General features: G+C 63.8%; 19 protein-coding genes. 9 read left to right on the top strand and 10 right to left on the bottom strand.

Features of this window, described 5'->3' with window-relative positions:
* Positions 1-6: 6 nt before the first annotated feature.
* Entirely contained in the window at positions 7-1,212 is a 1,206-nt protein-coding gene (locus ACNJX9_RS32380; RefSeq protein ID WP_439406065.1) for an adenylate/guanylate cyclase domain-containing protein, read from the top strand.
* A gap of 92 nt (positions 1,213-1,304) precedes the next feature.
* Positions 1,305-2,102, top strand: a complete 798-nt coding sequence (locus ACNJX9_RS32375; protein ID WP_057747853.1) for an adenylate/guanylate cyclase domain-containing protein — start codon at positions 1,305-1,307, stop codon at positions 2,100-2,102.
* A gap of 97 nt (positions 2,103-2,199) precedes the next feature.
* Here ACNJX9_RS32375 and ACNJX9_RS32370 read toward each other — a convergent pair whose 3' ends face one another.
* The 4 genes from ACNJX9_RS32370 to ACNJX9_RS32355 form a co-directional block, all read right to left on the bottom strand.
* Positions 2,200-3,663 (bottom strand): tetratricopeptide repeat protein, encoded by a 1,464-nt coding sequence (locus ACNJX9_RS32370; RefSeq protein ID WP_439406063.1) that lies wholly within the window; start codon positions 3,661-3,663, stop codon positions 2,200-2,202.
* A 129-nt stretch (positions 3,664-3,792) separates the two neighbouring features.
* Positions 3,793-4,119, bottom strand: coding sequence for a hypothetical protein (locus tag ACNJX9_RS32365; RefSeq protein WP_057747848.1), 327 nt, complete (start codon positions 4,117-4,119; stop codon positions 3,793-3,795).
* Positions 4,120-4,279: 160 nt separating this feature from the next.
* Complete coding sequence (locus ACNJX9_RS32360) at positions 4,280-5,275, bottom strand: alpha/beta hydrolase (RefSeq protein WP_439406062.1); 996 nt, start codon at positions 5,273-5,275, stop codon at positions 4,280-4,282.
* 16 nt (positions 5,276-5,291) lie between these two features.
* A complete protein-coding gene (locus ACNJX9_RS32355) occupies positions 5,292-6,215 on the bottom strand; it encodes an MBL fold metallo-hydrolase (RefSeq protein WP_439406061.1) in 924 nt (307 codons plus the stop codon).
* Positions 6,216-6,462: 247 nt separating this feature from the next.
* Between ACNJX9_RS32355 and ACNJX9_RS32350 the strand changes: the two genes are divergently transcribed.
* Positions 6,463-7,410: a LysR family transcriptional regulator gene (locus ACNJX9_RS32350; RefSeq protein WP_439406059.1), complete on the top strand. Its 948-nt coding sequence runs from the start codon at positions 6,463-6,465 to the stop codon at positions 7,408-7,410.
* A gap of 54 nt (positions 7,411-7,464) precedes the next feature.
* Here the strand turns inward: ACNJX9_RS32350 and ACNJX9_RS32345 are convergent, their stop codons facing one another.
* Genes ACNJX9_RS32345 through ACNJX9_RS32335 form a run of 3 tightly spaced genes read right to left on the bottom strand, consistent with a single transcriptional unit; the run spans position 7,465 to position 10,635 of the window.
* A complete protein-coding gene (locus ACNJX9_RS32345; protein WP_057747838.1) occupies positions 7,465-7,773 on the bottom strand; it encodes a DUF4387 domain-containing protein in 309 nt (102 codons plus the stop codon).
* On the bottom strand, positions 7,766-9,175 hold the full coding sequence (locus ACNJX9_RS32340) for an acyclic terpene utilization AtuA family protein (protein ID WP_439406058.1): 1,410 nt from the start codon (positions 9,173-9,175) through the stop codon (positions 7,766-7,768). Before ACNJX9_RS32340 ends, ACNJX9_RS32345 begins: the two co-directional genes overlap by 8 nt.
* Positions 9,176-9,210: 35 nt before the next feature.
* Positions 9,211-10,635 (bottom strand): MFS transporter, encoded by a 1,425-nt coding sequence (locus tag ACNJX9_RS32335; protein WP_439406057.1) that lies wholly within the window; start codon positions 10,633-10,635, stop codon positions 9,211-9,213.
* Between the two features lie 150 nt (positions 10,636-10,785).
* Here ACNJX9_RS32335 and ACNJX9_RS32330 point away from each other — a divergent pair, with 150 nt between their 5' ends.
* Positions 10,786-11,493, top strand: a complete 708-nt coding sequence (locus ACNJX9_RS32330; RefSeq protein WP_439406056.1) for a GntR family transcriptional regulator — start codon at positions 10,786-10,788, stop codon at positions 11,491-11,493.
* 392 nt (positions 11,494-11,885) lie between these two features.
* Here the strand turns inward: ACNJX9_RS32330 and allE are convergent, their stop codons facing one another.
* Positions 11,886-12,683, bottom strand: a complete 798-nt coding sequence (allE, locus tag ACNJX9_RS32325) for a (S)-ureidoglycine aminohydrolase (RefSeq protein WP_057747829.1) — start codon at positions 12,681-12,683, stop codon at positions 11,886-11,888.
* A 46-nt stretch (positions 12,684-12,729) separates the two neighbouring features.
* The gene (locus ACNJX9_RS32320; protein ID WP_271598554.1) at positions 12,730-13,695 is read right to left on the bottom strand and encodes a LysR substrate-binding domain-containing protein; all 966 of its coding nucleotides are present in this window, start codon (positions 13,693-13,695) and stop codon (positions 12,730-12,732) included.
* A 273-nt stretch (positions 13,696-13,968) separates the two neighbouring features.
* Here ACNJX9_RS32320 and ACNJX9_RS32315 point away from each other — a divergent pair, with 273 nt between their 5' ends.
* The 5 genes from ACNJX9_RS32315 to ACNJX9_RS32295 all read left to right on the top strand — a co-directional run bounded on the left by ACNJX9_RS32315 (position 13,969) and on the right by ACNJX9_RS32295 (position 19,336).
* Positions 13,969-15,549, top strand: coding sequence for an ABC transporter substrate-binding protein (locus tag ACNJX9_RS32315; RefSeq protein WP_439406054.1), 1,581 nt, complete (start codon positions 13,969-13,971; stop codon positions 15,547-15,549).
* A gap of 62 nt (positions 15,550-15,611) precedes the next feature.
* Entirely contained in the window at positions 15,612-16,322 is a 711-nt protein-coding gene (locus ACNJX9_RS32310) for an aspartate/glutamate racemase family protein (RefSeq protein ID WP_439406053.1), read from the top strand.
* Entirely contained in the window at positions 16,319-17,194 is an 876-nt protein-coding gene (locus ACNJX9_RS32305; protein ID WP_439406051.1) for a polysaccharide deacetylase family protein, read from the top strand. Before ACNJX9_RS32310 ends, ACNJX9_RS32305 begins: the two co-directional genes overlap by 4 nt.
* A gap of 31 nt (positions 17,195-17,225) precedes the next feature.
* Positions 17,226-18,164 carry a polysaccharide deacetylase family protein gene (locus ACNJX9_RS32300; protein WP_057747815.1) on the top strand — a complete coding sequence of 313 codons (939 nt, stop codon included), beginning with the start codon at positions 17,226-17,228 and terminating at the stop codon, positions 18,162-18,164.
* A gap of 50 nt (positions 18,165-18,214) precedes the next feature.
* Positions 18,215-19,336 (top strand): M20 family metallopeptidase, encoded by a 1,122-nt coding sequence (locus tag ACNJX9_RS32295; protein WP_439406049.1) that lies wholly within the window; start codon positions 18,215-18,217, stop codon positions 19,334-19,336.
* Between the two features lie 23 nt (positions 19,337-19,359).
* Here ACNJX9_RS32295 and ACNJX9_RS32290 read toward each other — a convergent pair whose 3' ends face one another.
* Positions 19,360-20,388, bottom strand: a complete 1,029-nt coding sequence (locus ACNJX9_RS32290) for a glycosyltransferase family 2 protein (RefSeq protein WP_439406048.1) — start codon at positions 20,386-20,388, stop codon at positions 19,360-19,362.
* Positions 20,389-20,645: the final 257 nt, after the last annotated feature.

Here is a 20,645-nt window from a genome sequence, read left to right as displayed (position 1 = left end):
CAGGATATGAACGCGTCAGACAAGATTCCCGCTGCCACGTTAGCCGACGGCGTTGTCGACTGGCTGACTACCGGGACGCACAACGAGCGCTTCATCGACAACATTTTTGCCGAGATGTGCATCCGCGTCCAGCAAGCGGGCATTCCGTTGCAGCGGTCGACGCTTCACGTGCTGATCCAGCATCCGCAATGGCTGGGGGCGCGTTTCATGTGGGCCGCCGGCATGCTTGAGGCCGAGATCGCACGAGTCGATTTCGACGTGCGGGAGCGCTCCGAATATATCGGCAGTCCCGCCAACGAGATGCAGAATGGCGCAACTGAAGTGCGCGAAAATCTCGAACGGGATCCGGCGCTCGGCCGCAAGCACGCACTCTACGACGAGATGCGCTCGAAGGGCCTGACGGACTATGTCGCCTGGCCGCTCTATCACACGCTTGGCAAGCGCCATCTCGTCACCTTTGCTACAGACCGCCGCGGCGGCTTCGAGGATGCGCACATCGCGGCCCTGAAGAAGCTGCTGCCGGTGCTGGCGCTGGTCAGCGAAATTCGCATCAAGAACCGCCTGGCGCGGACGCTGCTGGAGACCTATGTGGGTTCCCATGCCGGCGAGCTGATCCTCGCCGGCGCCACGCGCCGCGGCACCGGCACGACGGTGCGCGCCGCGATCATGATCTGCGACCTCAGGGATTTCACAAAAATCTCCGATAACTGGCCGCGCGATGACGTCATCGATCTGCTCAACGATTATTTCGACGCGATGTCGGACCCGATCGCCCGCCATGGCGGTGAGATCCTGAAATTCATCGGCGATGGCCTGCTCGCGATCTTTCCGCTCAGCCAGCCCAACGCCTGCGCCAATCTCCTGCACGCCGTCACCGAAGCCCGGCAGGCGATGGCTGCCCTGAACGCGCGCAACAACGGCACGGGCCGCGCGCCGCTGAATTACGGCATCGGCGTCCATGTCGGCGACGTCATGTACGGCAACATCGGCTCGAAAAGCCGGCTCGACTTCACCGTGATCGGCCCCGCCGTCAACATGGCCTCGCGCCTGGAGGCGCTCACCAAGCAGATCGGCAAGAAGGTGCTGCTGTCGCGTGACTTCGCCGAGCTGGTCGATCGCGAATTCGAGCTGGAGCGCGTCGGCAAGCATGCTGTGCGCGGCTTCAGCGACCCGATCGAGCTGTTCGCGTTTGAGCCGGCCGCGCGGGCCTAGGCCCCGCCGCGCGAGCGCGCGCTGTTGCCAAGGCGCGGGCGTCGAATTACGCTTGAGGTCCGCCACATCGGTTCAGCATCAGCCGCATCGTCATGCCCAAGTTTCTTCGCGTCGGCCTGCATCAGTCGAACGTATCGGGGTACACGTCGAAGGCGTGGTGCGTGCGGCGGGTCGGCTCGGTGGTGCTCCTGAAATGGGGCGCCGTCGAAGTGCAGGGCGCCGGCAAGAGCCGCAAGGTTTACTGGACGCATCTGCCGCAGGAGAAAACGATCCGCTGCCGCACGGCGCAGCGCGCCCAGGACTACACCAGATCCGCCATCGCACGGCGGCGCAGCCATGACTATGAACCGCTCAGTGGCGCCATTGGCGTCAGGAGAAATTCTGCCAACGGCGGCGCCGAGCTCAAGCAGGCGCTCGCCACGATTCTGATCGTCGACATCGTCGGCTCCACGGCAAAGGCCGCAAAGCTCGGTGATGCGCGCTGGACCAAGGTGATGGGCCTCTACTATGCCGCCGTCCGCAAGGAGCTGAAGACGTGCCGCGGCAAGGAAGTCGTGACGACCGGCGACGGCGTGCTGGCAACCTTCAAGTCGCCGGCCGCTGGCATCAGTTGCGCAGCCGCGATTCAGAAAGCCGTGCGCACGCTCGGCCTCGAGATCAGGGTCGGCCTGCACGCCGGCGAATATAGCATCAGCGGCGGCGAGATGGTCGGTCTTGCCTTCCACATCGGTACCCGCATCGCCGCCAAGGCGCGCGCCGGCGAAGTGCTGGTCTCGAGCGCAGTGAAGGACCTGCTCGCGGCGCAATCCCAGATCCGCCTCAGCGATCACGGCAGCCACCAGCTCAAGGGCGTGCCGGCGCGGTGGCGGCTTTACCGGGTGGAGGGTTAGAGCATGATCCGGAAAAGTGTGAAGCGGTTTTCCGAAAAGATTATGCTCAAACAAAGAGCTAAAGCGCGATGACGATTCAACCCAATCTCATCGCGCTTTAGCCGGGAGGATGGCTTCCGCTCTGCCGGGCCTGCCACGCAGCAATTTTTCCTTCCAGCTCTCGCCGAACGCTGTCCACCACGCCGGCCCAGTCGTCCCGCTTCTTCTGCCTGAACAGGCGCATCGACCGATACCACGGGCTATCGCCGCGATTGAGCAGCCAGCGCCAATCCGGGTTGAAGGGCAGCATGGTCCAGACCGGTGCGCCAAGCGCGCCGGCGAGGTGAACGACGCTGGTGTCGACCGAGATCACCAGGTCGAGGCAGGAGACCAGCGCCGCGGTCTCGCTGAAATCGGTAAGCTGCTCGGTCAGGTCGATCATGTCGGAGCGTCCGGCGAGGAAGGCGCGATCCGCATCGCGAATGCCCTTCTGCAGGGAGACGAACTGGACGTCGCAATCCAGCAGCGGCACAAGCGCGCGCAGTGCGATCGACCTGTTGTGATCGTTCTTGTGACCGGGGTCTCCCGACCAGACCAGACCGACGCGAAGCTGCGTGCGGGGGCCGAGCCGGCTCGCCCACGACTCCACACGCGCTGCCGGCGGTGCAGGAAGATAGCCGTCCGCGAACGGAATCGTATCGGGGCGCGTCCCGAACGCCAGCGGCAGGCTACCGAGCGGGCAGTGCAGGTCGAACGCCAGCGACGGCGTCGACGACCGGTCGATACAATCTGCGACGCCGCTGATCCCGGCCAGCAGCGGCCGGACTGCAGACTTGACCTCCAGAATGACCCGAGCCCCGAGCGCGGCCACCATGGGCGCGTAACGCACAAACTGGATGGAATCGCCCAGGGCCTCGTCGGCATGAAGCAGGATGGTCCTGCCCTCGAGCGGGTGGTCGCCAAGCCAGCGTGCTTGCGAAAAGCCGCGCTCCGCAAGGCCCAAAGACGGCGCCTTCCAGCGGGCCTCGCGTCCAAGCCAGCCCCGCTCGAAATCTCCGGTCAGCATCTGCAGCAGCGCGAGATTCCAGATTGTATCCGCATTGTCGGGGGCGACCGCCAGCGATCGGTGAAACGTCGCGAAGGCCTCATCCAGCAATTGCAGGCTCCACAGTGCCCGCGCCTTTTCGTTGAGCGCCGCGGAAAAGTCGGGACGAAGCGCGAGCGCGCGATCGAAGCTAGCAAAGGCCTGCTCCATCCGGCCCAGTCTCGCATGCAGCGTGCCGAGATTCTTGTGCGTCTCGGCCTCAAGGGGGTTCAGCGCAATGGACTTCTCGAAGTCGGCCTGCGCCTCCGCAAGCCGGCCCAGCCGCTGCAGGCAAAGCCCGCGCGTCTGATACAGAGGTGCGACATCGGGATTGAACTTTTCGAATGCGTCGAAGCATTCCAGGGCTTCGGCATACCGGCCGAGCTTGAACAGCGATTGGCCCTGCTTCGCGGCCTCCAGGCTCTTAGCGGTCACCAGATGCTGCGACGCGACTTGTGGGGATTGCCTGGCCGCGGCCCGGCGCTCTCTGCGGTTCATGAGCTGACCAGAAATGGAGACGACGTCCCGTCGCGCTAATTTCTGGTGCCAGGCTGGTGCGAGGCTGGCGCAGCCTGAAAGGCTCCCGCAATGAAAGAGGCCGCCTTCGCGGCGGCCTCAGTTCTGTTGTTACCATCGACCGGGACCGACGCCGATCGTGACGCCAGGCCCGTCATATCCGCCGTCGTAATAGCCGCGGTCATAATAGCCGCGATCATAATAGGTGCGGGCCGGCGCCTGATAGTAGCCGTAGCTATCGCGCCACCTTGCGTGGCGGTGACGGCAATTTCCAACGCCGGCCATCAACTGACCACCACTCATGGCGGGGCCTTCGGCGCCGACCGCGTTGTTGCCTGAGCTCGTGCAGGGACCCGGGCCTTGCGCGAAGCTCGGGGTCGCCATCGCAGTCACCGCGATGGTCGCGGCAATCACGGCAATGCTTGGAACGATCTTCATGTCTGTCCTCCAGTTTCGAGAGGGATCAACGACGCGTAGCTGCCGACGTTCCCTGCGATGCGCTGATGCGAGCATGCGGAACATGGGAGCCTCCGTCTTCGCTACCGGGCGGTTCCAGCTCTGTGCAAAATCCTGCGCGACGTCAGCCTGGTGGGGTTCCCTACGGATCGCGTTCGGCCAGGAACTGGCTGATGGCGTCAAAGGCCTGCATGCGGTTCTTTTCGAGCAGCACCATATGGGTGCCTTCGCCGATTTCCACCCATCGCTTGTACGGCGCCCGTTTGAGCGAACTGAACAGATCCTGCATCGTGGCCATGGGCACATCGCGGTCCCATTCGGCATGAACGAGAAGCACGGGGACGCGGATGTCGTTCGGATCATAGTAGGCTTTGCCGGCGCCCCAGTAATCGCGGATATCCTGGATCGGACCATTCACCGCGCGCATCACGCGGGGGCGCTCAGCGTTCCCCAGCGGATCTGACGCGAGCGAGGCTTCCGCCCAGCGCTCGAACCAGCCTTCCGGGATCAGGCTCGCGCGTGCCGCTTCCGGCGCCGCGGCGAGCCAGCGCTCCCTGAAATCGAGCACGGCGACCTTGCGGTAGCCACCGAGTGCGCCACCGGAATCAATCGGGGCAGGGGTGTTCAGCAGCCACAGCGGCGCGACCAGCGCCAGCCGCGCGACCTTGCCGTTGTTGCCGGCGGTATAAGCCCCCGCCACCGAGCCGCCCCAGGACATGGCGACGAGATTGAGGCGCGGGATGCCGCGGTGTGCGAGGACATAGTCGACCGCGCTGGCGAGGTCGCGCACCGCGACTTCGGTGCGAACGAGCGGCGCGGAGTCCTGCGCCGGCGCGTCCATTTCAGCCGGCCGGGTCGATCCGCCATAGCCGCGCACGTCGAGTGCGAACACATCAAAGCCCTGCGCGGCGAGATGATCCATGAAGGAGCGGCCACCGAGCGGCACGTCGAACAGACTGGCCGACGAATAGGTCGCGCCATGGACCATCAAAATGCTCCGCTCGGCGGAGAAAGTCTTTTGCGCACTGGCGCGCTTGTTGCGCAGGTGAAGCGAAATCCCCGGCGTGTCGCTCGGGACGGTGAAATCCTCGACCACGAGGTCGGGCCTGTATCCATGTGCAGGAATGGTCTGGTCCATCGTCATTCTCCTTCTGTCAGAGGAATTGCCAGGCGAAGCGCTCGCCGCTGCGCGTGATGCGCCCGGTGGAGGACTGCGCGAAATGGGTGGTGAAGACGGTTGCGCCGCTCTCGGCCGCGTCCTCCAGCACGAATTTGCGCGAGCGAAGTGCTGCGTCGGGGAATTCGCAGAAGCAGGAATTGAGCGAGGGCTCGTAGACCTGGAGCGGGTGATGCATCACGTCGCCCGCGAACAGGGCTTGCTCGCCGCGAGAGACGAGGCGGATGGAGGCGTGGTCGACACTATGGCCCGGCGTCGGGATCAACGAAATTCCCTCCAGGACCTCGCCGCCGTCGACAGTGACGAGCCGTGCCAGGCCGGCATCGATCACCGGGCGTACGCTATCGTCATAGACGCGGTCGGCGGGCTTGCGCAGGGCAGGGCCCAAGGCCGGATTCGTCGCTGGTTCCTCACCATTGGCCAGGCTCTCGCCATAGGCCTGCTCGATGCGAGAGAAGATGTAGGTCGCGTTGGGAAACGTCGGCAGCCAGCTTCCGTCGATAAGGCGCGTGTTCCAGCCGACGTGGTCAGCATGGACATGGGTGAGGAGCACATAGTCGACCTCCTCAGGCGTGACGCCCGCAGCTTGCAGCCGCGCGAGGAAGGGCTCGTTGAGCCGGTGCAGCGGCGGAATGTCGGGCCTGTTCTTGTCGTTGCCGGTCGCCGCATCGATCAGGATGGCGTGGCGCGGTGTCTTGACCAGCCAGCTGTGGATGCTCTGGATGAACGTGCCGGTGGTGGCATCGAACGAGCCGGCCTCGAGCCGCGCGCGCTGGCGCTGCAGCGCCTCCGGGTCCGCGCCCGGATAGAGCATGTCGAACTGAAAGGCCGCGAGCGACAGTTCGTCGATCCGGGTGATGGTGGCATCGCCGACGCGATAAGCCTTCGTCTCCTTCGTCACTGAGCGTCCTCCGCTTCGGTCGGCGCCGGATCCGGCGAGATTGCCGACATCCCGGACCTGCCGCCGTGGCTGTGAGGTACGCGCCGGGCGCCGCGTCCGGGAGGGCCGTGGGCTCGATACGTCTCATCGATGCCGGTGATATCAGGGCCTTGCGGCGGGCTGCTTTTCATGCCCGCGTGAAGGCCTTAACCTCTCTCGGTGCGGCTCATGCGGCCGCGATCTTCTTGCCTTGAATGGAGGTGCCGCGATGGCGGATGTCGAACGCGGTCCGGGCCGGTCGGCCGACGATGCCGACCTCGCCGAGATCGACCTCGGCCTGTTGCTTGCGCTGGAGGCGCTCCTGCGCGAGCGCAACGTCACCCGTGCGGCATTGCGGCTGAACATCGGGCAGCCGGCGCTGTCGGCCCGGCTGAACCGGTTGCGGCAGGTGTTCGACGATCCGCTGTTCGTGCCGGCAGCGGCGGGACGGGGCGTCGTGCCGACACCGCGAGCCCTGCAGCTGCAGGCGGAACTCGCCGAAGTGCTCGGCAGGTTGCGCCGCATGGTGGAGGGGCCGGCCGCTTTCGACCCGGCGCGGGACCAGCGCACCTTCGTCGTTGCCATTCACGAGAATCCGGCGGTGACACTGGCGCCAGGTTTCGTCGCTCAATTGACCGCGATGGCGCCCCGCACGCGGCTCGCCCTCGTTCATCCCACGCCCGACATCGTCGATCGCCTTGAACGTGGCGAGATCGATATCCTGGTCACGGGACCCGGCGGGACCAGCAGCGAGCTGATGCAGCGTCCGCTGTTCGAGGACAGCTTCCTGACCGCGCAGCGCAAGGGCCATCCGCGCGGCACAGACGCGCTCGATCTCGACGCGTTTTGCGCATGCGATCATCTGCTGATCTCCGCAGATGGCGGCGGCTTTGCGGGCTTGGTCGACGACGCGCTATCAGCGCTCGGCCGCAGCAGACGTGTCGCGGTCTCCATCCAGACTTATGCGCTTGCCCCCGTCATCCTCGCGCACAGCGATTGCATCTGCACCCTGCCGCGGCGATTCCTGATGCGCTTCGCCCACGAGCTCGATCTGGCGCCGCCGCCGCTCGAACTGCCGCCCGCCCGCATCGTCGCGCTCTGGCACCCGCGCAACCAGGAGGACGCAGGCCACGCCTGGTTGCGCGATCGCCTCTACCAGGCTGCTGCCGCCACGTGATCTCTGCGACCGCGTGGAGCAGCCGAACTCGCGTTTGACAAAGGCCGGACGCGCCTAATCAATCTCAAGGTCCAGCAGGCGCGCGAATTGCTGCCCGGCATGCATGTCGCGTTCCTGCATCCAGCCTTGCGGATGCGGGCGCGGATAGGAAATCTTGATCACGTGCAGATTGTCGACCGGGATGCGTTTGACCAGGTCGGGATTGGTGCCGAACAAGCGCGCAAATGTCTGCGGCGACAGCGCCGGCGTATCGCGATAGCGCCTGAAATTCTCCTCGCCATCGAAGAAAAGGTCGACCGTCACCCAAAATGGCCCGGCATTCTTGGAGCGGACGTGGCGGCAGATGTCGCTGAGCTTAGGCATGGAGTGCCCCCTTGTTCGCATCCGCCGGGTCGATGCTCACGCTGCGCACGAGCTCGAAGGCGTCGCTCGTTCGCACGACGTGGTTGAGAACGAACTCATACACCTGGCCGCGCGGAATTTCGGCTGGCGTAAACGGGAATGCATAGCTCGGCATCTCGATGCCCGGGCGCAGCGGCGTGTGGAAGAAATAGGGGTTGCACGCCTTCGCCATCCGGTTGGCGAGGTCCTGCGTCGGCGCCGTGACCACGAACATCACGCCGACATCGCGCGGCGGGACCGTGTCCCGCGGCACCGGCCGGCCGGACGTGCCGTTCCACCCATAGATGCGCAGCGACACATCGAAGCGAACAGCTTCGTCACCAAAGGTCTTTCTGATGCGCCCCGTCAGGGTCTCCAGCATGAGATCGTGGAATTCGTCGAGATTGGCGAGCACCTCCGGATCTTCGATGCCGATCAGCATGATCGTCTGGAAATCACCGCCGCGGGCGCCTTCGAGCTTCATGGTGTAGGGCTTCGGCGTCCAGCGCGAGCCGGTGACGCGGGTGATGCGGTTATCGACCCAGCGATAGTCCGCATCCCGGGCATCAAGCACGCCGCCGGGCTCGGTCAGCGTGAACGGGTCGCTGTTTTCGTACAACAGGTGCGCGGACACGGTCTCCGGCGAACACTGGTTGTCGATATCGAGCGGCTCGATCTCGAAGGCGTCGCGGCCGACCCGCATCAGCACGCCGCCGAGCCCGGGATTGACCGTACATTGACCGCCGCATTCGGCGATCTTGGCGGCGTGCCAGGCTTGCGCGATGCCGGCGCCGCGCATCAAGGGAACCGCGGCGAGCACCGCCGTGTCGGTGGTGCGTCCGCCAAGCACGATGTCAGCACCGGCCTCCAGCGCTGCGATGTACGGCTCGGGTCCCATCAATGCGACGATATGCTCGCAGGATTTCAGGTCGGCGTCGCTGACCGGGCCTAGCGGCGGCAACGGCGTGATCTCTCCTTCGCCGTTCTTCCTGACGAGATCGTCCGCCTTCTGCTCGCTGTAGAGACAGACGATCTTCGGGGCGATGCCGAGCTCGGCGGCCACTTCGAGCGCAATGTCTCGGGTCCAATCGACGCCGCTGTCGGTGCCGCTGGTGCCGCAGCTTCCGACCAGCAATGGAATTTTCGCCGTATACGCTTCCGCCATCAGGATCTGCAGGTCGCGTTTGATGGATTCGCGGTTCATCTTCGATACGCCGCGCGCGAGATAAGCCGGCCCGCTATCGGTCGATCCGGAGTCCACCGCGATGGCGCTGGCGCCGCGGCGGAGGCCGTACTGGATTTGCGTGCGATTGACGCCGGCGCCCAGCATCCCCGTCGGGACGATGACGCTCACCGTGTCGGACAGATTTACACTCTCGGTCATGTACCTGATCACCTCTTGCGACAAATGAAGTTGCGCTAGCGCGCAATGTCTTCAAGCGAACGTCCGCGTGTCAGCGGACCGTAGATGCCAATCGAGCCCATCACCACGAACATGCTGAGCGAGATGAACACGAAGACCCATTGTGCACCGAAGTCCCTGAGAAGAAACGCGATGATGAAGCTCGTGAACACCGTCGACAGGCGACTGAACGAGTAGACGAAGCCGACCGCGCGGGCTCGCACCTCGGTTGGATAGAGCTCGGCCTGGTAGGGATGGTAGGCATACGACATCAGTGTGTTGGCGCCGACGATCAGCGTACCGCACAGGATCAGCAGCGAGGGAACCGTCAGCATGGCAAAGATCAGGCCGAGCCCGGCGGTGGCGCCTGAAGCGACGACGATCTGCCATTTGCGCTCGTAGCGTTCGGCGACGGTAAAGCCCCACAGCACAGCCCAGAGCGGAAAGGCCACCGCAATCACGGCGGAGTAGAACAGGCTCTTGGTGATCGAGTGCCCTTGCGCCGCGAGCAATGTCGGCAGCCAGTTGGTGAAGCCGAAGAAGCCGATCGTCTGAAAGAAATTGAACGCCATCAGCATGATGGTGCGCTGCCGATAAGGCGGCTGCCAGATTTCCGCAAAGCTTGCGCGGCGCGGGACGCCGACAATTTCAGGCGCAGGCGCCGGCAGCGCATGGCCAAGGTCCTGCTCGAGCTGCTGTTCGATTTCGCTGACGATCCGATCGGCGGCCTCGATGTTGCCGTGCTGCGCAAGCCACCGCGGTGACTCCGGCAGATTGACGCGCAACCACCACACGAAGGCAGCGCCACCTGCGCCGATCAGGACAACCCAGCGCCAGCCCGCAACGCCAAGGGGATCGAGCGGAATCAGCAAATAGGAAACGAACGCAACCAGCGGGATCGCAAGATAGGCGATCGCGTGCATGATCGCCGCCGCCTTGCCGCGCATATGCTTCGGCACGATTTCGACGAGGTAGGCATCGATGGTGACCAGCTCGATGCCCAATCCAATTCCGGCGAGCAGGCGGCACGCGAGGATGCCGTTTGCGGTCGATTGCAGCGCCATCACCAGCGTCGCGATGCTGTAGCCGACCAGCGCCCACAGGAAGATCGTCTTGCGGCCGAAGCGATCGGCGACCGAGGCAAACGCGATCGCGCCGATGAACAATCCAAGGAAGGTTGAAGACGCAAACGCGGCCTGGTCCGGCAGGCCGAACAATCCTTTGGCGCCTTCCGAGAAGATGCCTGATCGCACCAGGCCGGTTGGGACGTAGGCGGTCTGATAGAGGTCGTAGACTTCGAACATTCCCGCCAGCGAGATCAGGACTGCGAGGCGCCATGTGTGCCTGTTCTCCGGCAGCCGATCGATGCGCGCGGTGATCGCCGCGGCGTGCGCATGCGGCAACGGCTCGGCTGGCCGCTCGGCGATAGCCGTGATGCTCACTTGGACTTCCCCTGGAGAATGGGCGTTTCTACCTCAGGAGATTGAATACAATAAGCAAGATTGTCAACAATATCTTATATTGGCAACAATTTACTGGCCCATGACTGTGATTCTGGTAGTCTTGGCAGGAGACAATTCCGGATGAGAATCATGACGTTACAGCCAGCCAGCGGCGCTCTCGTCGACCAGATTGTCGCCCGCCTTGAACAGGCGATCCTCACCGGTGAGCTGGCGCAGGGGCAGAAGCTTTCGGAGCAGGCCCTGTCCGACCGGTTCGGCGTCAGCCGAGGTCCACTCAGAGAGGCGATCCGCACCCTCGAGGGGCGCCAACTCCTCGAACGCACGCCATTCTCCGGCGTCCGCGTCGTGCAATTGTCGCTCGACGATCTGGAGCAGTTATTGACGACGCGCGAAGCGCTCGAGGGCATGGCGAGCCGGCAGGCCGCCGAGAACATGACGCTGCACGAGACACGGCAGCTGCGCGTCCGTCTCGCCGCTTTCGAGGACAGCTATCGTCGCGAAGGCGTCGATGGCGTGTTCCGTGTCCGCAGCGCCGGCGACGATTTGCACACGCTGATCGTGCGCGGCAGTCGCAACCGCTGGCTCATCGACATCATCTGCAACGAGCTCTATCCGCTGCTGCAGATCTGCAGGTTTCAGAGTACGGCGGTGACCTTACGAACCCGGCAGCGGATCGAGGTGGTGCACCGCGAACACGAGGCGATCATCGTCGCGATCGAACGCCGCGATGCCGATGCCGCAGAAGCCGCAATGCGTGCCCATCTTGTCGCCTCGCGGACGATTCTGATGGCGCAGTTGCGCGGCGAGCCACCCGCGACCGCCGTGGCCGGAGCTTGAGGCGCGAAGGGGCGCGTTCATCCTGTCGCGGGGACGAGGCCGGTAAGCTTCCTTGGTCTTACCTTCGCCACGCTTCAGCGCTGCTATCCGGCAGCTCGTCTGGCCGAGGAGGCGACAATGGTGAGGACGATTGCGATCGGTTGTCTCGCTGCAACACTCTATGCCGCTCCGCTTCGCGCGGAGCCCGCCGATGCCGTATCTCCGGCGATCACCAAGCCGAACAATGACGCGACATTGCGTCCGCCGCACGTACGACCGCCGGCACCGCGTCGCACCGCTCCGGCAACCGGGTCTGCTCCAACGGATCAATTGCATCGGTGATGTGATCGAGCAGAGAGTCGCGGGCCGCGGCGCGAGCTGCGCTTCTCAGGTCGACAGCCGTGGGCGCGGCGTCAGAGGACGACGTCGCGGTTGACGTTCTTGTAGAGCAGATAGACCGCGTGATTGAGCCCGGTGGGATAGAATTGCTGGGGGCAGAACGATCCCATCCAGATGAAATCATCAACCCAGATTTCGTGCCAGCCGCCGCCAAGATAATAGAGGCCCTGCCCCTCCAGCATGAACAATCCGTGCTCCATGATGTGCGTTTCCACCGCCGGGAAGCAGACGCCGGGCTGGAAAAACATCAGGTTCATTTCGAAGTCGAACCTCAGGTCGCCCAGCGGCAGCAGGTGCTTGAACCCGCGGCCCTGTAATCCGGTATGGTTCGTCATCGGCATGGATTGCTGCTGGCCGATGATCGCCGTTGGGGCGGCAATGCCTTCGGCTTCCTCATAGCGTTTCTTGACGGCGATGATGCGCGCTGGCGCGGTGGGGCGACACGTCATCGCAAATGACAGGCCGGGCGGTACATAGACAAACGCCCCCGCTCCGAGCGGCACTGTGGAGTCGGAGCCGATGGTCACGTCCACTTCGCCTGCCACGACATAGAAGAAGTGCTGCAGATCCACACAGATCGGCCGGGCCGTACCTCCGGCCGGTTCGATTTCCAGCACGAACTGGACAAAGCCGGCGCCGAGCGATGGTGCTGCCAGAAAGCGCACGACTGTCGATCTCCACGCCGGAAGCCTGCTGACCAACACACCCTCCGGAGGGATGAACGCGAAGTTGCGGCCGACAACGCCGCGATTATGGCCGATCGCTCCGGGAGGAACGACACCGGGTTGGCCGGGCAAATCGCTGGGGTTCATCTGATGTCCTCGATCAATTCGCGGGAGTCCGATTCAATGGAAAGCCCTAACGAGAGGCGCCTCCCGGTTTCGGAAACATATGGCGGACGCTGGAGCCGGCTTCGCGTTGCAGCCAGTTTCGGACAGTCATCATCACGGGATCCTTGCGGCGAACGCGCGAATGCAGAAGGTACCAGCCCGTCCCTCGCATCAACGGGGGGAAAGACAGCGGAGCAATCAGCCGGCCGAGGTCGAGTTCCGACGTCACCAGACTGGGATCGATCAGTGCAAACCCGAGACCGTTCATCGCGGCATGTGCGGGCAACACGCTGCTGGCGAAATGCAGCATGCGTTGCGGTTGTTCGCCATGCAGTCCGACCATCGCAAACCAGGCGGCCCAATCCTGCGCCGTGTCGTCGGTGGAGATCAGGGTCTCGGTGAGCAAATGGGCCGGTTCGATAAGCCGTCGTTGTGCAGCGAGGTAGGCCGGACTGCACATCGGTATCAGCCGGTCGGCGAACAGGAAATGGGCGTTCAGTCGCGGCCATTCGCCTCGGCCGTGGGCAATCGCCGCATCAGGAGCACCCTCACGCAAAAGATCCGGCAGATCGGGTTGGGTGAGCAACCTGATGGTCAATTCCGGCTGCTCACGATGGAAGCGGGCAAAGCGCGGCAGCAGCCAGCCGGTGGCGAAAGCCGTCGGCGCATTCAATGCGAATGTCGCGCGCGGCCGCTCCGACAGCAGCCGGGCAGTCCCGCTTTCGAGCGTATCAAACGCCTCGGACACGACGGGCAGCCAGGTCCGGCCAAACTCCGTCAGCTCGAGCGACTGCGGGTAGCGATCGAACAGCTTGCGGCCGATTTGGACCTCCAGCGCCTTGACATGCCGGCTGACTGCTCCCGGCGTCACGGCCAGCTCATCGGCGGCAAGCGCAAAGTTGACGTGACGAGCAGCCGCCTCGAAAGCGCGCACCGCGTTGAGCGGCGGCAGACGGCGACGGGCCGGACGCTCGCGTTTCGACAGACGTGACACCGGCTGACCTGCCCTTTCACCCGCCTCGGTGCCGTTTCGAAGCGGTGTCCATGAGGCTTAGTTTTTATCATGCTCAGCCGCAAAACAAGTGGTTTGCTGAAAAAACGCCGGGGACGGTAGGTTCATCGGGTCGATGATGCGGCTCAATGAGCTCGCATCATGGGCCAACGATGCAAATCGGCCGGGAGGCGACCGAACACTGATCAGTCCTGTGATCGATGATGCTTCGCTCCAAAGCTGCGGCGAAGTATCTGGCAACAAAAGAGGTCCTCCGTGGGATTGCGCCATTTTGTGCTGTCAGCCGCGCTTTCACTTGTCGGTCTCGCCGGCGCTTCTGAGGCCGCGCACGCCGAAGACAGGGTGCTGAAAGTCTCGTTGCAGACCGAGCTTCAGGTTCTCGATCCGATCATCACCACAATCAATGCGACCCGCGTGTTCGCGTACCTCGTTTTTGACGAGCTCGTGGCGATCGACAGCGAAGGCCACTACAAGCCGCAGATGCTCTCCGGCTGGGAGGTCAGCTCCGACCGCCTGACCTACACCTTCCATCTCCGCGACGGGCTGAAGTTCAGCGATGGCGCGCCCGTGACGTCGGAGGACTGTGTCGCCTCGATCGAACGCTGGGCCAAGCGCGAGGGCTTCGGTGCCCAGCTGATGGATGCCGCGGAGCGATTCACGGTGATCGATTCCAAGACGTTCGAGTTGAAGCTCAGGCGGCCTTTCGCCTTCGTCATCGAGGCGCTCGGCAAGCCCGGCCATCAGATACCCGTCATGATGCCGGCACGCCTGGCCCGCCTGGACGCGAACACCGCGGTGCCGGAGGTCGTCGGCTCAGGGCCGTTCATTTTCCTGAAAGACGAGTGGCGCCCCGGCGCCAAGGCGGTGTTCGCCCGCAATCCCGACTATGTCCCGCGCTCCGAGCCGGCAGATGGTCTTGCCGGTGGGAAAGTCGCGAACTTTGACCGCATCGAGCTCTTGAGTATTCCCGATCAATCGACCCGCGCCGCGGCCCTGCAGAAGGGAGAGGTCGATCTTCTGGAGGTCGTGCCCTACGATTACATCGACGTGCTGCGCAAAAATCCCAAGGTGACGATCGGCAAGCAGCCGGCGATCGCCCAGAACATGATTGCGATCAATGTCGATCACACCCACGCGCCTTTTGACAATCCGCTTGTACGCCGGGCGTTGCAGGCCGCGGTCGAACAGAAAGACGTCATGGCTGGTCTGGGACTACCGGCCGACATGTACCGCACCTGCTATTCGATCTACATGTGCGGCAACGACGGAAGTTCGGACGCCGGCACGGAATATTCCCGCGACATCGGGCCGGAGGCCGCCCAGAAGCTCCTGAAAGAGGCCGGCTACAAGGGCGAGCCCGTGGTGTTTCTGCATGCGGGAACATCCGCCATTCTCAATCCGGTGGGCTCCGTGCTGGCCGACCAGTTGAAGCAGGCGGGCTTCAACGTCGATCTGCGGACATCGGACTACGCGACGGTTGCGGCGCGTCGCCTGAAGAAGGCGCCGGTGGCGGAGGGCGGCTGGAGCGTGACCCCGCTGGTGATGGCGGGTATCGATCTGGTCAATCCACTCGCGCAGCAGATGGTGTCGTTGAACTGCCTGGAGAACAATCCCGGCTGGTATTGCGATCCGGAGATGAGCAAGCTGCTGAAGGCGTATTCCCAAGCGTCGAGCCCTGCCGAGAGCAAGAAATACCGCGACGATCAGGCTGCCTTCCACGACAACGTCAACTACGTTCTCGCCGGACAATTTGCGACACCTCCGGCCTACCGTTCGGATCTCAAGGGCATGATCCCTTTCAGCTTCCCGGTGTTCTGGAATGTCCGCCGCGAGTAGCAGGAAGGTACGACGCAATCCGGCGGTCGTCGTCCTGCGTCTTGCCCGGGAGCAACGATGACATGAAGCCCAGAATTCTCTATCAGTTGACCAGTCCCATGCACCGTACCCTCGGGGTCGAGGAGATTGAGCGGCGCCGCGCATATTTGTCGGAGGCCGCCGCGTCCGATGTCGTCATCGACGTCTGGCCGCTCGCCGATGGGCCGTCGGCCGTCGAGTCCAACGCCGACGCCGCCCGGGTCGTGCCCGAGCTTCTCCTTGCTGTTCCGAAATGGATCGCGGAGAGCTACGACGCCGTCGTCATCGGCTGCTTCAGCGACCCCGGTGTTGCCGCCATTCGCGACCTCACCGATATTCCCGTCATCGGGCCGGGCGGCAGCGCGATGCACCTGGCGGCTCAATTCGGCGAACGCTTCTCGGTGCTGTCGTCCGATCCCACGCCCAAAGGGCTGCTCGCGCGCCTTCGTTCTCTTGGGGTCGCCGACGTCTTCGTCTCCGAACGCATGGTCGGCTGTTCGGTGCTCGATCTCGTCCGCAGACCGGACGAAGCCTTCAATGGAATTTTGGCAGCAGCACGCGCCTGTGTCGACGATGGCGCAGACATTCTGGTCATGGGCTGCATGGGGATGGGGTTCACGCCGCAGCTGACGGAACGTCTGCAGGATCGCGTCGGCGTACCCGTCGTCAATTCCGTGCTTGCCGGTCTCAAGATCGCTGAAGCAGCCGTCGGCATGAATCTTCGCCCTGCCAAAGTCTCCGGGAGCAACCGATGACCAGCGCCGCGCTCGCCGATGAGGTCGAACAGTTGAAGGCCGTGGCGCTTGCCTATGAGGCGCGGCATTTTCCGATTCCGGACTTCGTGCTTCCGCCCGGCGTGCGGATGGCGGTGAACTTCACGCTGGATTTCGATGCCATGCTGGCCCGCCGGCTTGCGAATGAGCCGCCGATGCAGCTCGCGAAAGGGGAGTTCGGCGGCCGCATCGGGATTTGGCGCCTGCTGGAAATGTACGAAGCTCACGACATCAAGGTCACGATCTTCACGCCGGGGCGCATTTGCGAGCTCTATCCGGAAGCCCTGCGCCGCGCGGCCAGAGCCGGGCATGAAATCGCCGATCACATGTGGGAGCATCACGTTCCCAAGGACAAGGCCCTCGAGGAGGACCATCTGCTCAAGACCATCGCCGCGCTTGAACGCGTCGCCGGTCGCCGTCCCGTTGGAACCCGCAGCGAGCACAGCCCCGCGCTGCTGCGGCGGCAGGGCTTCATCTACAATTCCTCGACCTCCTGCACCTACACACCGCTCCATCAGGACGACGAGAACGGGATGAACAGGATGGTGCAGCTGCCGGTGCACTTTGCTATCGATGACGCGATGTATTTCAGCGCGAATTGGGCTGGCAGCAAGACCGCCGCGCAAAGGCTGCTCGATCCGGATGAAGTGTTCGAGATGTGGCGAAGTGCCTTCTGGCACCAGTACAGGCTGGGCGGTTATCTCAACTTCATGCTGCACCCCTTCGTGTCGGGCCGTGCCTCCAGAGTCGATATGCTGGAGCGCCTGATCGTCGAGATGAAGAAGCTTCCAGGCGTGTGGTTCCCGACCTGCGAGGATCTGGCGCGGCACGTGCTCGCCCGGCATCCCGCCTGAAAATCGACGACAGCCCGTCAGGACCAGCTCAATGCCCTGGAAGCAGAACTACACGATATCGGACGAAATCGGGATGAAGGATTCGGAAGTCCGCTGGCCGGACGGCAAGCGTTGTTGCTTCAGCGTGGTCGTCGATCTCAGTCCTGCCTCGACACCTTCAGGGATTACCGCGCCCGATATCACGCATCCGACCTCGCTGTTCGGTATCACGGTCGGGCTGCAGAACATCATGCGGCTGCTGCGGCGATATGGTCTGCGCGCGACCTTCGTCGTCCCCGCCGTGATGGCGGAGATCCATCCCGACCGCATCAAGTCCATCCGCGACGACGGGCACGAGATCGCCGCCGGAGGATGGAAGCACGAGGATGTCAGCGCGTTGAGCGTGGAGGAGGAGAGAGAACGGATCGCGCTGACGACATCGACGCTGGAGCGGATTGTCGGACGCCGGCCGAAGGGATGGTTTTCCCTGCCCCGGCAGCAGGACGCGTTCGCCGTCGGCAGCGTGAGCTGTGCGACGATAGGCCTGCTGCTCGATGCCGGTTACGGCTATATGGGCAACGGGCTCGCGGACGATGCTCCGCACTATTGGGTCGCGGACTTCGTGCAGCGCAAGGCTTTCTTGACGCTTCCATACCATTACAGCTGCGACGATCAGTTTTTCCTGATGTTTCCGACCGAAGGCACAGGCCTTGATCGGGTCAATGCGCTGAAGCGAAATTGGCTTCGCGAGTTCGAGGCCCAGTATCGACGCGGTCGGTACTTCTCGCTGACGCTGCATCCGAAAGGGAGCGGCTGGGGACACCACGCCGAGGCGCTCGAAGAGGTGCTTGCATACATCGCGAATTTTCCTGGCCTATGGAATGCTACGGGAGCGGAATGCGCGGATTACTGGTCCGCGACCTATCCCGCGGACACCCATCTTCGCCTGTCCGCTTCGATCTGGCAGGACTATGAGGGCAGCCTGAGCTGACTCCTCGCGAATATTGATGCGGGGTGTTGCAATTATTTTGCGGGAGCATGATGCCGAACCAAACACAGTCAACCGAAGCGGAATCGCTTCTCGCCGGCCTGCGTCGCTGGGTCGAGATCGAAACGCCAACCGGTGACGTCGACAACATGGCGCGGCTGCTCGACGTCGTTGCCACAGACTTTGTACAACTCGGCGCCAGCCTGGAGCGAATTCCGGGGACCGATGGAATGGGCGACCATCTGCTGGTCCGGCTGCCGTGGGGGCGCGGGCCGGGCATCCTCTCCGTTTCGCATCTCGATACGGTATGCCCGCCGGGGTCGGTCGCCATGCGCCGCGATGGCGACCGCTTTCATGGTCCGGGCATCGCAGACATGAAGGCGGGCGGCTTTCTGGCCTTCAAAGCCGCTCAGCATATTGCCGGTCTGGTCCATCAGCCGCACCTTCCGCTGACGCTTCTCTACACCTCGGACGAGGAGATCGGTTCTCCGACCTCGCGCCGCATCATCGAGCGGCTGGCGCGGGAATCCCGCTACGCGCTGATCGCCGAGCCGGCCCGCAAGGACGAGGTCATCACCTTCCGCAAGGGCCGTGCGAAATACCGTCTCGACGTCGAGGGCCGGGAAGCGCATGCTGGCTCGGCTCACGCGAGCGGCCGCAGCGCCATCTCCGAGCTTGCTCGCCAGGTCGTGCAGCTTGACAAATTGACCGACTATTCGACGGGAACGACGGTCAATGTCGGGGAAGTCGGTGGCGGCACGGCGCGGAATGTCGTCGCGGGCCGCGCCTTCTGCACCATCGATGTCCGCTTCTCCTCCGCCGAGGCTGGCCGATTGGTTGATGAGACGATCTTGTCCACCGGGCCGATCGGCAGCGACGTCACGGTCACGGCCAGTGGGGAAATTGAAAAGCCGTGCCTCGAACGGACTGCAGGTGGATTGGAGCTGTTCTCGCTCGCGAAATCCATCGCGCGGGAGCAGGATATCGACCTCGTCGAAACCTCGAGCGGCGGTGGCAGCGACGGCAATTTCACCTCGGCCGTTGGCACCCCGACCCTGGATGGTCTCGGTGCGATCGGCAATGAGTGGCACTCGCCGAACGAATATGTCGTGGTCTCCGCGCTTCCACGACGCGCCGAGCTGCTGCGGGGAATGATCACGGCGCTTGGATCATAGACGAACCGGTCTCGGTGGCGTGCTCAGCTCGACATCAGCGCGCGCGCGGCGCGGGCGAGGCGGCGGCTGACGGTCTTCTGCCGCAGCGCCTCCGTCCAGTCGAACATGCTCGAATTGACATCATAGTCGCCGCGCTGGGCATCCGGGATCGCACCGGCCACGATACGTGCGATCAACTGTGGCAATTCCCGATAGAAAGCCTCCGTGCGATACGGCGGATGCAGCGAGTAGAGCCCGGCGCCCGAACCGAGAAAGTCGATGCGGGAAAGCCCGTTGCGCATCATGGCCGCGGAGATGATCTCCTCGGCCGGCATCGTCAGCGGCGACTGGTGAAACAGTCTTGCCCGGATCCGGCGCTTGAGATTCGGACGCACCAGCTCCAGCGCCCCGATCGACGCATCGAACCTGTTCTGATCAAGCACGAAGATCCGCGTGCTCACGGTGCGAAAACGGTAGGCCGGGTAGGCGGCGGCGAGCCGCTCGGGCGGCTGGATCCCGGTCAGTCCGGGGAACCCGCCATGCAGATCGCCGAGCGTGCCGTCAGTGCGGGGCGGGCCGGGAAGCGGTCCGGCGAACAGGGCATCCGGCGTTGCCGTCAGCCAGCCGATCGCTTCCGCCAGCCAGACCTGGCTGCCGCCGCCGAACAGCATGTCGCTGTCCATATGCACCACATAGTCCGCATTCGCCTTCGACAGACCGTAGAAATAGGCATGGAACGGCCCGCCATCGAAGGCCTTTTCCGGATAGGCGCCGGACGTGGAGAAATAGCGCTGCCGTACGGCCGCGAGCGCCGCCGGCGAATAGTCGACCTCGGCAATCTCCGCCTTCGGCGACTTCCGCGCGATGGCCTCCAGCAATGCGAACAGGCGCCGGCGGCTCTCCTCGTAGGCGCTGCCGGCATAGCGGCCGCTCTTGCTCTGCCTGGTGTCGACGGTGAAGACGATACGATCGACCTGATCGCCCCACACCTCGAGCTGATGCGGAAGTGTGTGGACCGCATGGCGCACGTCCAGCGGATGCAAATTGATCTGAAGCGCGGATCTGACCTGCATCTCATCTCTCCTTGCCGGTGAACGGGCCGGTCACGTCCAAGAGCAGCTTGCGTCTGAATCAGCTGTTCGAGGGAGGCGGCCTCAGCGGATCGGCCTGGATTTGCACCTTTCCGTGCTTCTATCCGCAATTTATCAAACATGGTCCTCGGCAGAAGCCAATTCGCCCTGCGTCGTTAATGAACCGCAGAGCGTCAATGATTGAGTAACCATTCTTGTTAGCCAAGCGCCGGCTGGCGCATGATCCAGAGAAGTGCGAA

It is taken from the genome of Bradyrhizobium sp. BLXBL-03, from assembly GCF_051853015.1.
Classification (GTDB): Bacteria; Pseudomonadota; Alphaproteobacteria; order Rhizobiales; family Xanthobacteraceae; genus Bradyrhizobium; species Bradyrhizobium manausense.
This window is presented reverse-complemented; position numbering and strand designations above follow the sequence as displayed.

Excerpts from the sequence above, each read along its gene's own strand:
- ACNJX9_RS32380 (WP_439406065.1), top strand. The coding sequence starts at position 7 with ATGAACGCGTCAGACAAGATTCCCGCTGCCACGTTAGCCGACGGCGTT.
- ACNJX9_RS32375 (WP_057747853.1), top strand. The coding sequence starts at position 1,305 with ATGCCCAAGTTTCTTCGCGTCGGCCTGCATCAGTCGAACGTATCGGGG.
- ACNJX9_RS32370 (WP_439406063.1), bottom strand. The coding sequence starts at position 3,663 with ATGAACCGCAGAGAGCGCCGGGCCGCGGCCAGGCAATCCCCACAAGTC.
- ACNJX9_RS32365 (WP_057747848.1), bottom strand. The coding sequence starts at position 4,119 with ATGAAGATCGTTCCAAGCATTGCCGTGATTGCCGCGACCATCGCGGTG.
- ACNJX9_RS32360 (WP_439406062.1), bottom strand. The coding sequence starts at position 5,275 with ATGGACCAGACCATTCCTGCACATGGATACAGGCCCGACCTCGTGGTC.
- ACNJX9_RS32350 (WP_439406059.1), top strand. The coding sequence starts at position 6,463 with ATGGCGGATGTCGAACGCGGTCCGGGCCGGTCGGCCGACGATGCCGAC.
- ACNJX9_RS32345 (WP_057747838.1), bottom strand. The coding sequence starts at position 7,773 with ATGCCTAAGCTCAGCGACATCTGCCGCCACGTCCGCTCCAAGAATGCC.
- ACNJX9_RS32340 (WP_439406058.1), bottom strand. The coding sequence starts at position 9,175 with ATGACCGAGAGTGTAAATCTGTCCGACACGGTGAGCGTCATCGTCCCG.
- ACNJX9_RS32330 (WP_439406056.1), top strand. The coding sequence starts at position 10,786 with ATGACGTTACAGCCAGCCAGCGGCGCTCTCGTCGACCAGATTGTCGCC.
- allE (WP_057747829.1), bottom strand. The coding sequence starts at position 12,683 with ATGAACCCCAGCGATTTGCCCGGCCAACCCGGTGTCGTTCCTCCCGGA.
- ACNJX9_RS32310 (WP_439406053.1), top strand. The coding sequence starts at position 15,612 with ATGAAGCCCAGAATTCTCTATCAGTTGACCAGTCCCATGCACCGTACC.
- ACNJX9_RS32305 (WP_439406051.1), top strand. The coding sequence starts at position 16,319 with ATGACCAGCGCCGCGCTCGCCGATGAGGTCGAACAGTTGAAGGCCGTG.
- ACNJX9_RS32300 (WP_057747815.1), top strand. The coding sequence starts at position 17,226 with ATGCCCTGGAAGCAGAACTACACGATATCGGACGAAATCGGGATGAAG.
- ACNJX9_RS32295 (WP_439406049.1), top strand. The coding sequence starts at position 18,215 with ATGCCGAACCAAACACAGTCAACCGAAGCGGAATCGCTTCTCGCCGGC.
- ACNJX9_RS32290 (WP_439406048.1), bottom strand. The coding sequence starts at position 20,388 with ATGCAGGTCAGATCCGCGCTTCAGATCAATTTGCATCCGCTGGACGTG.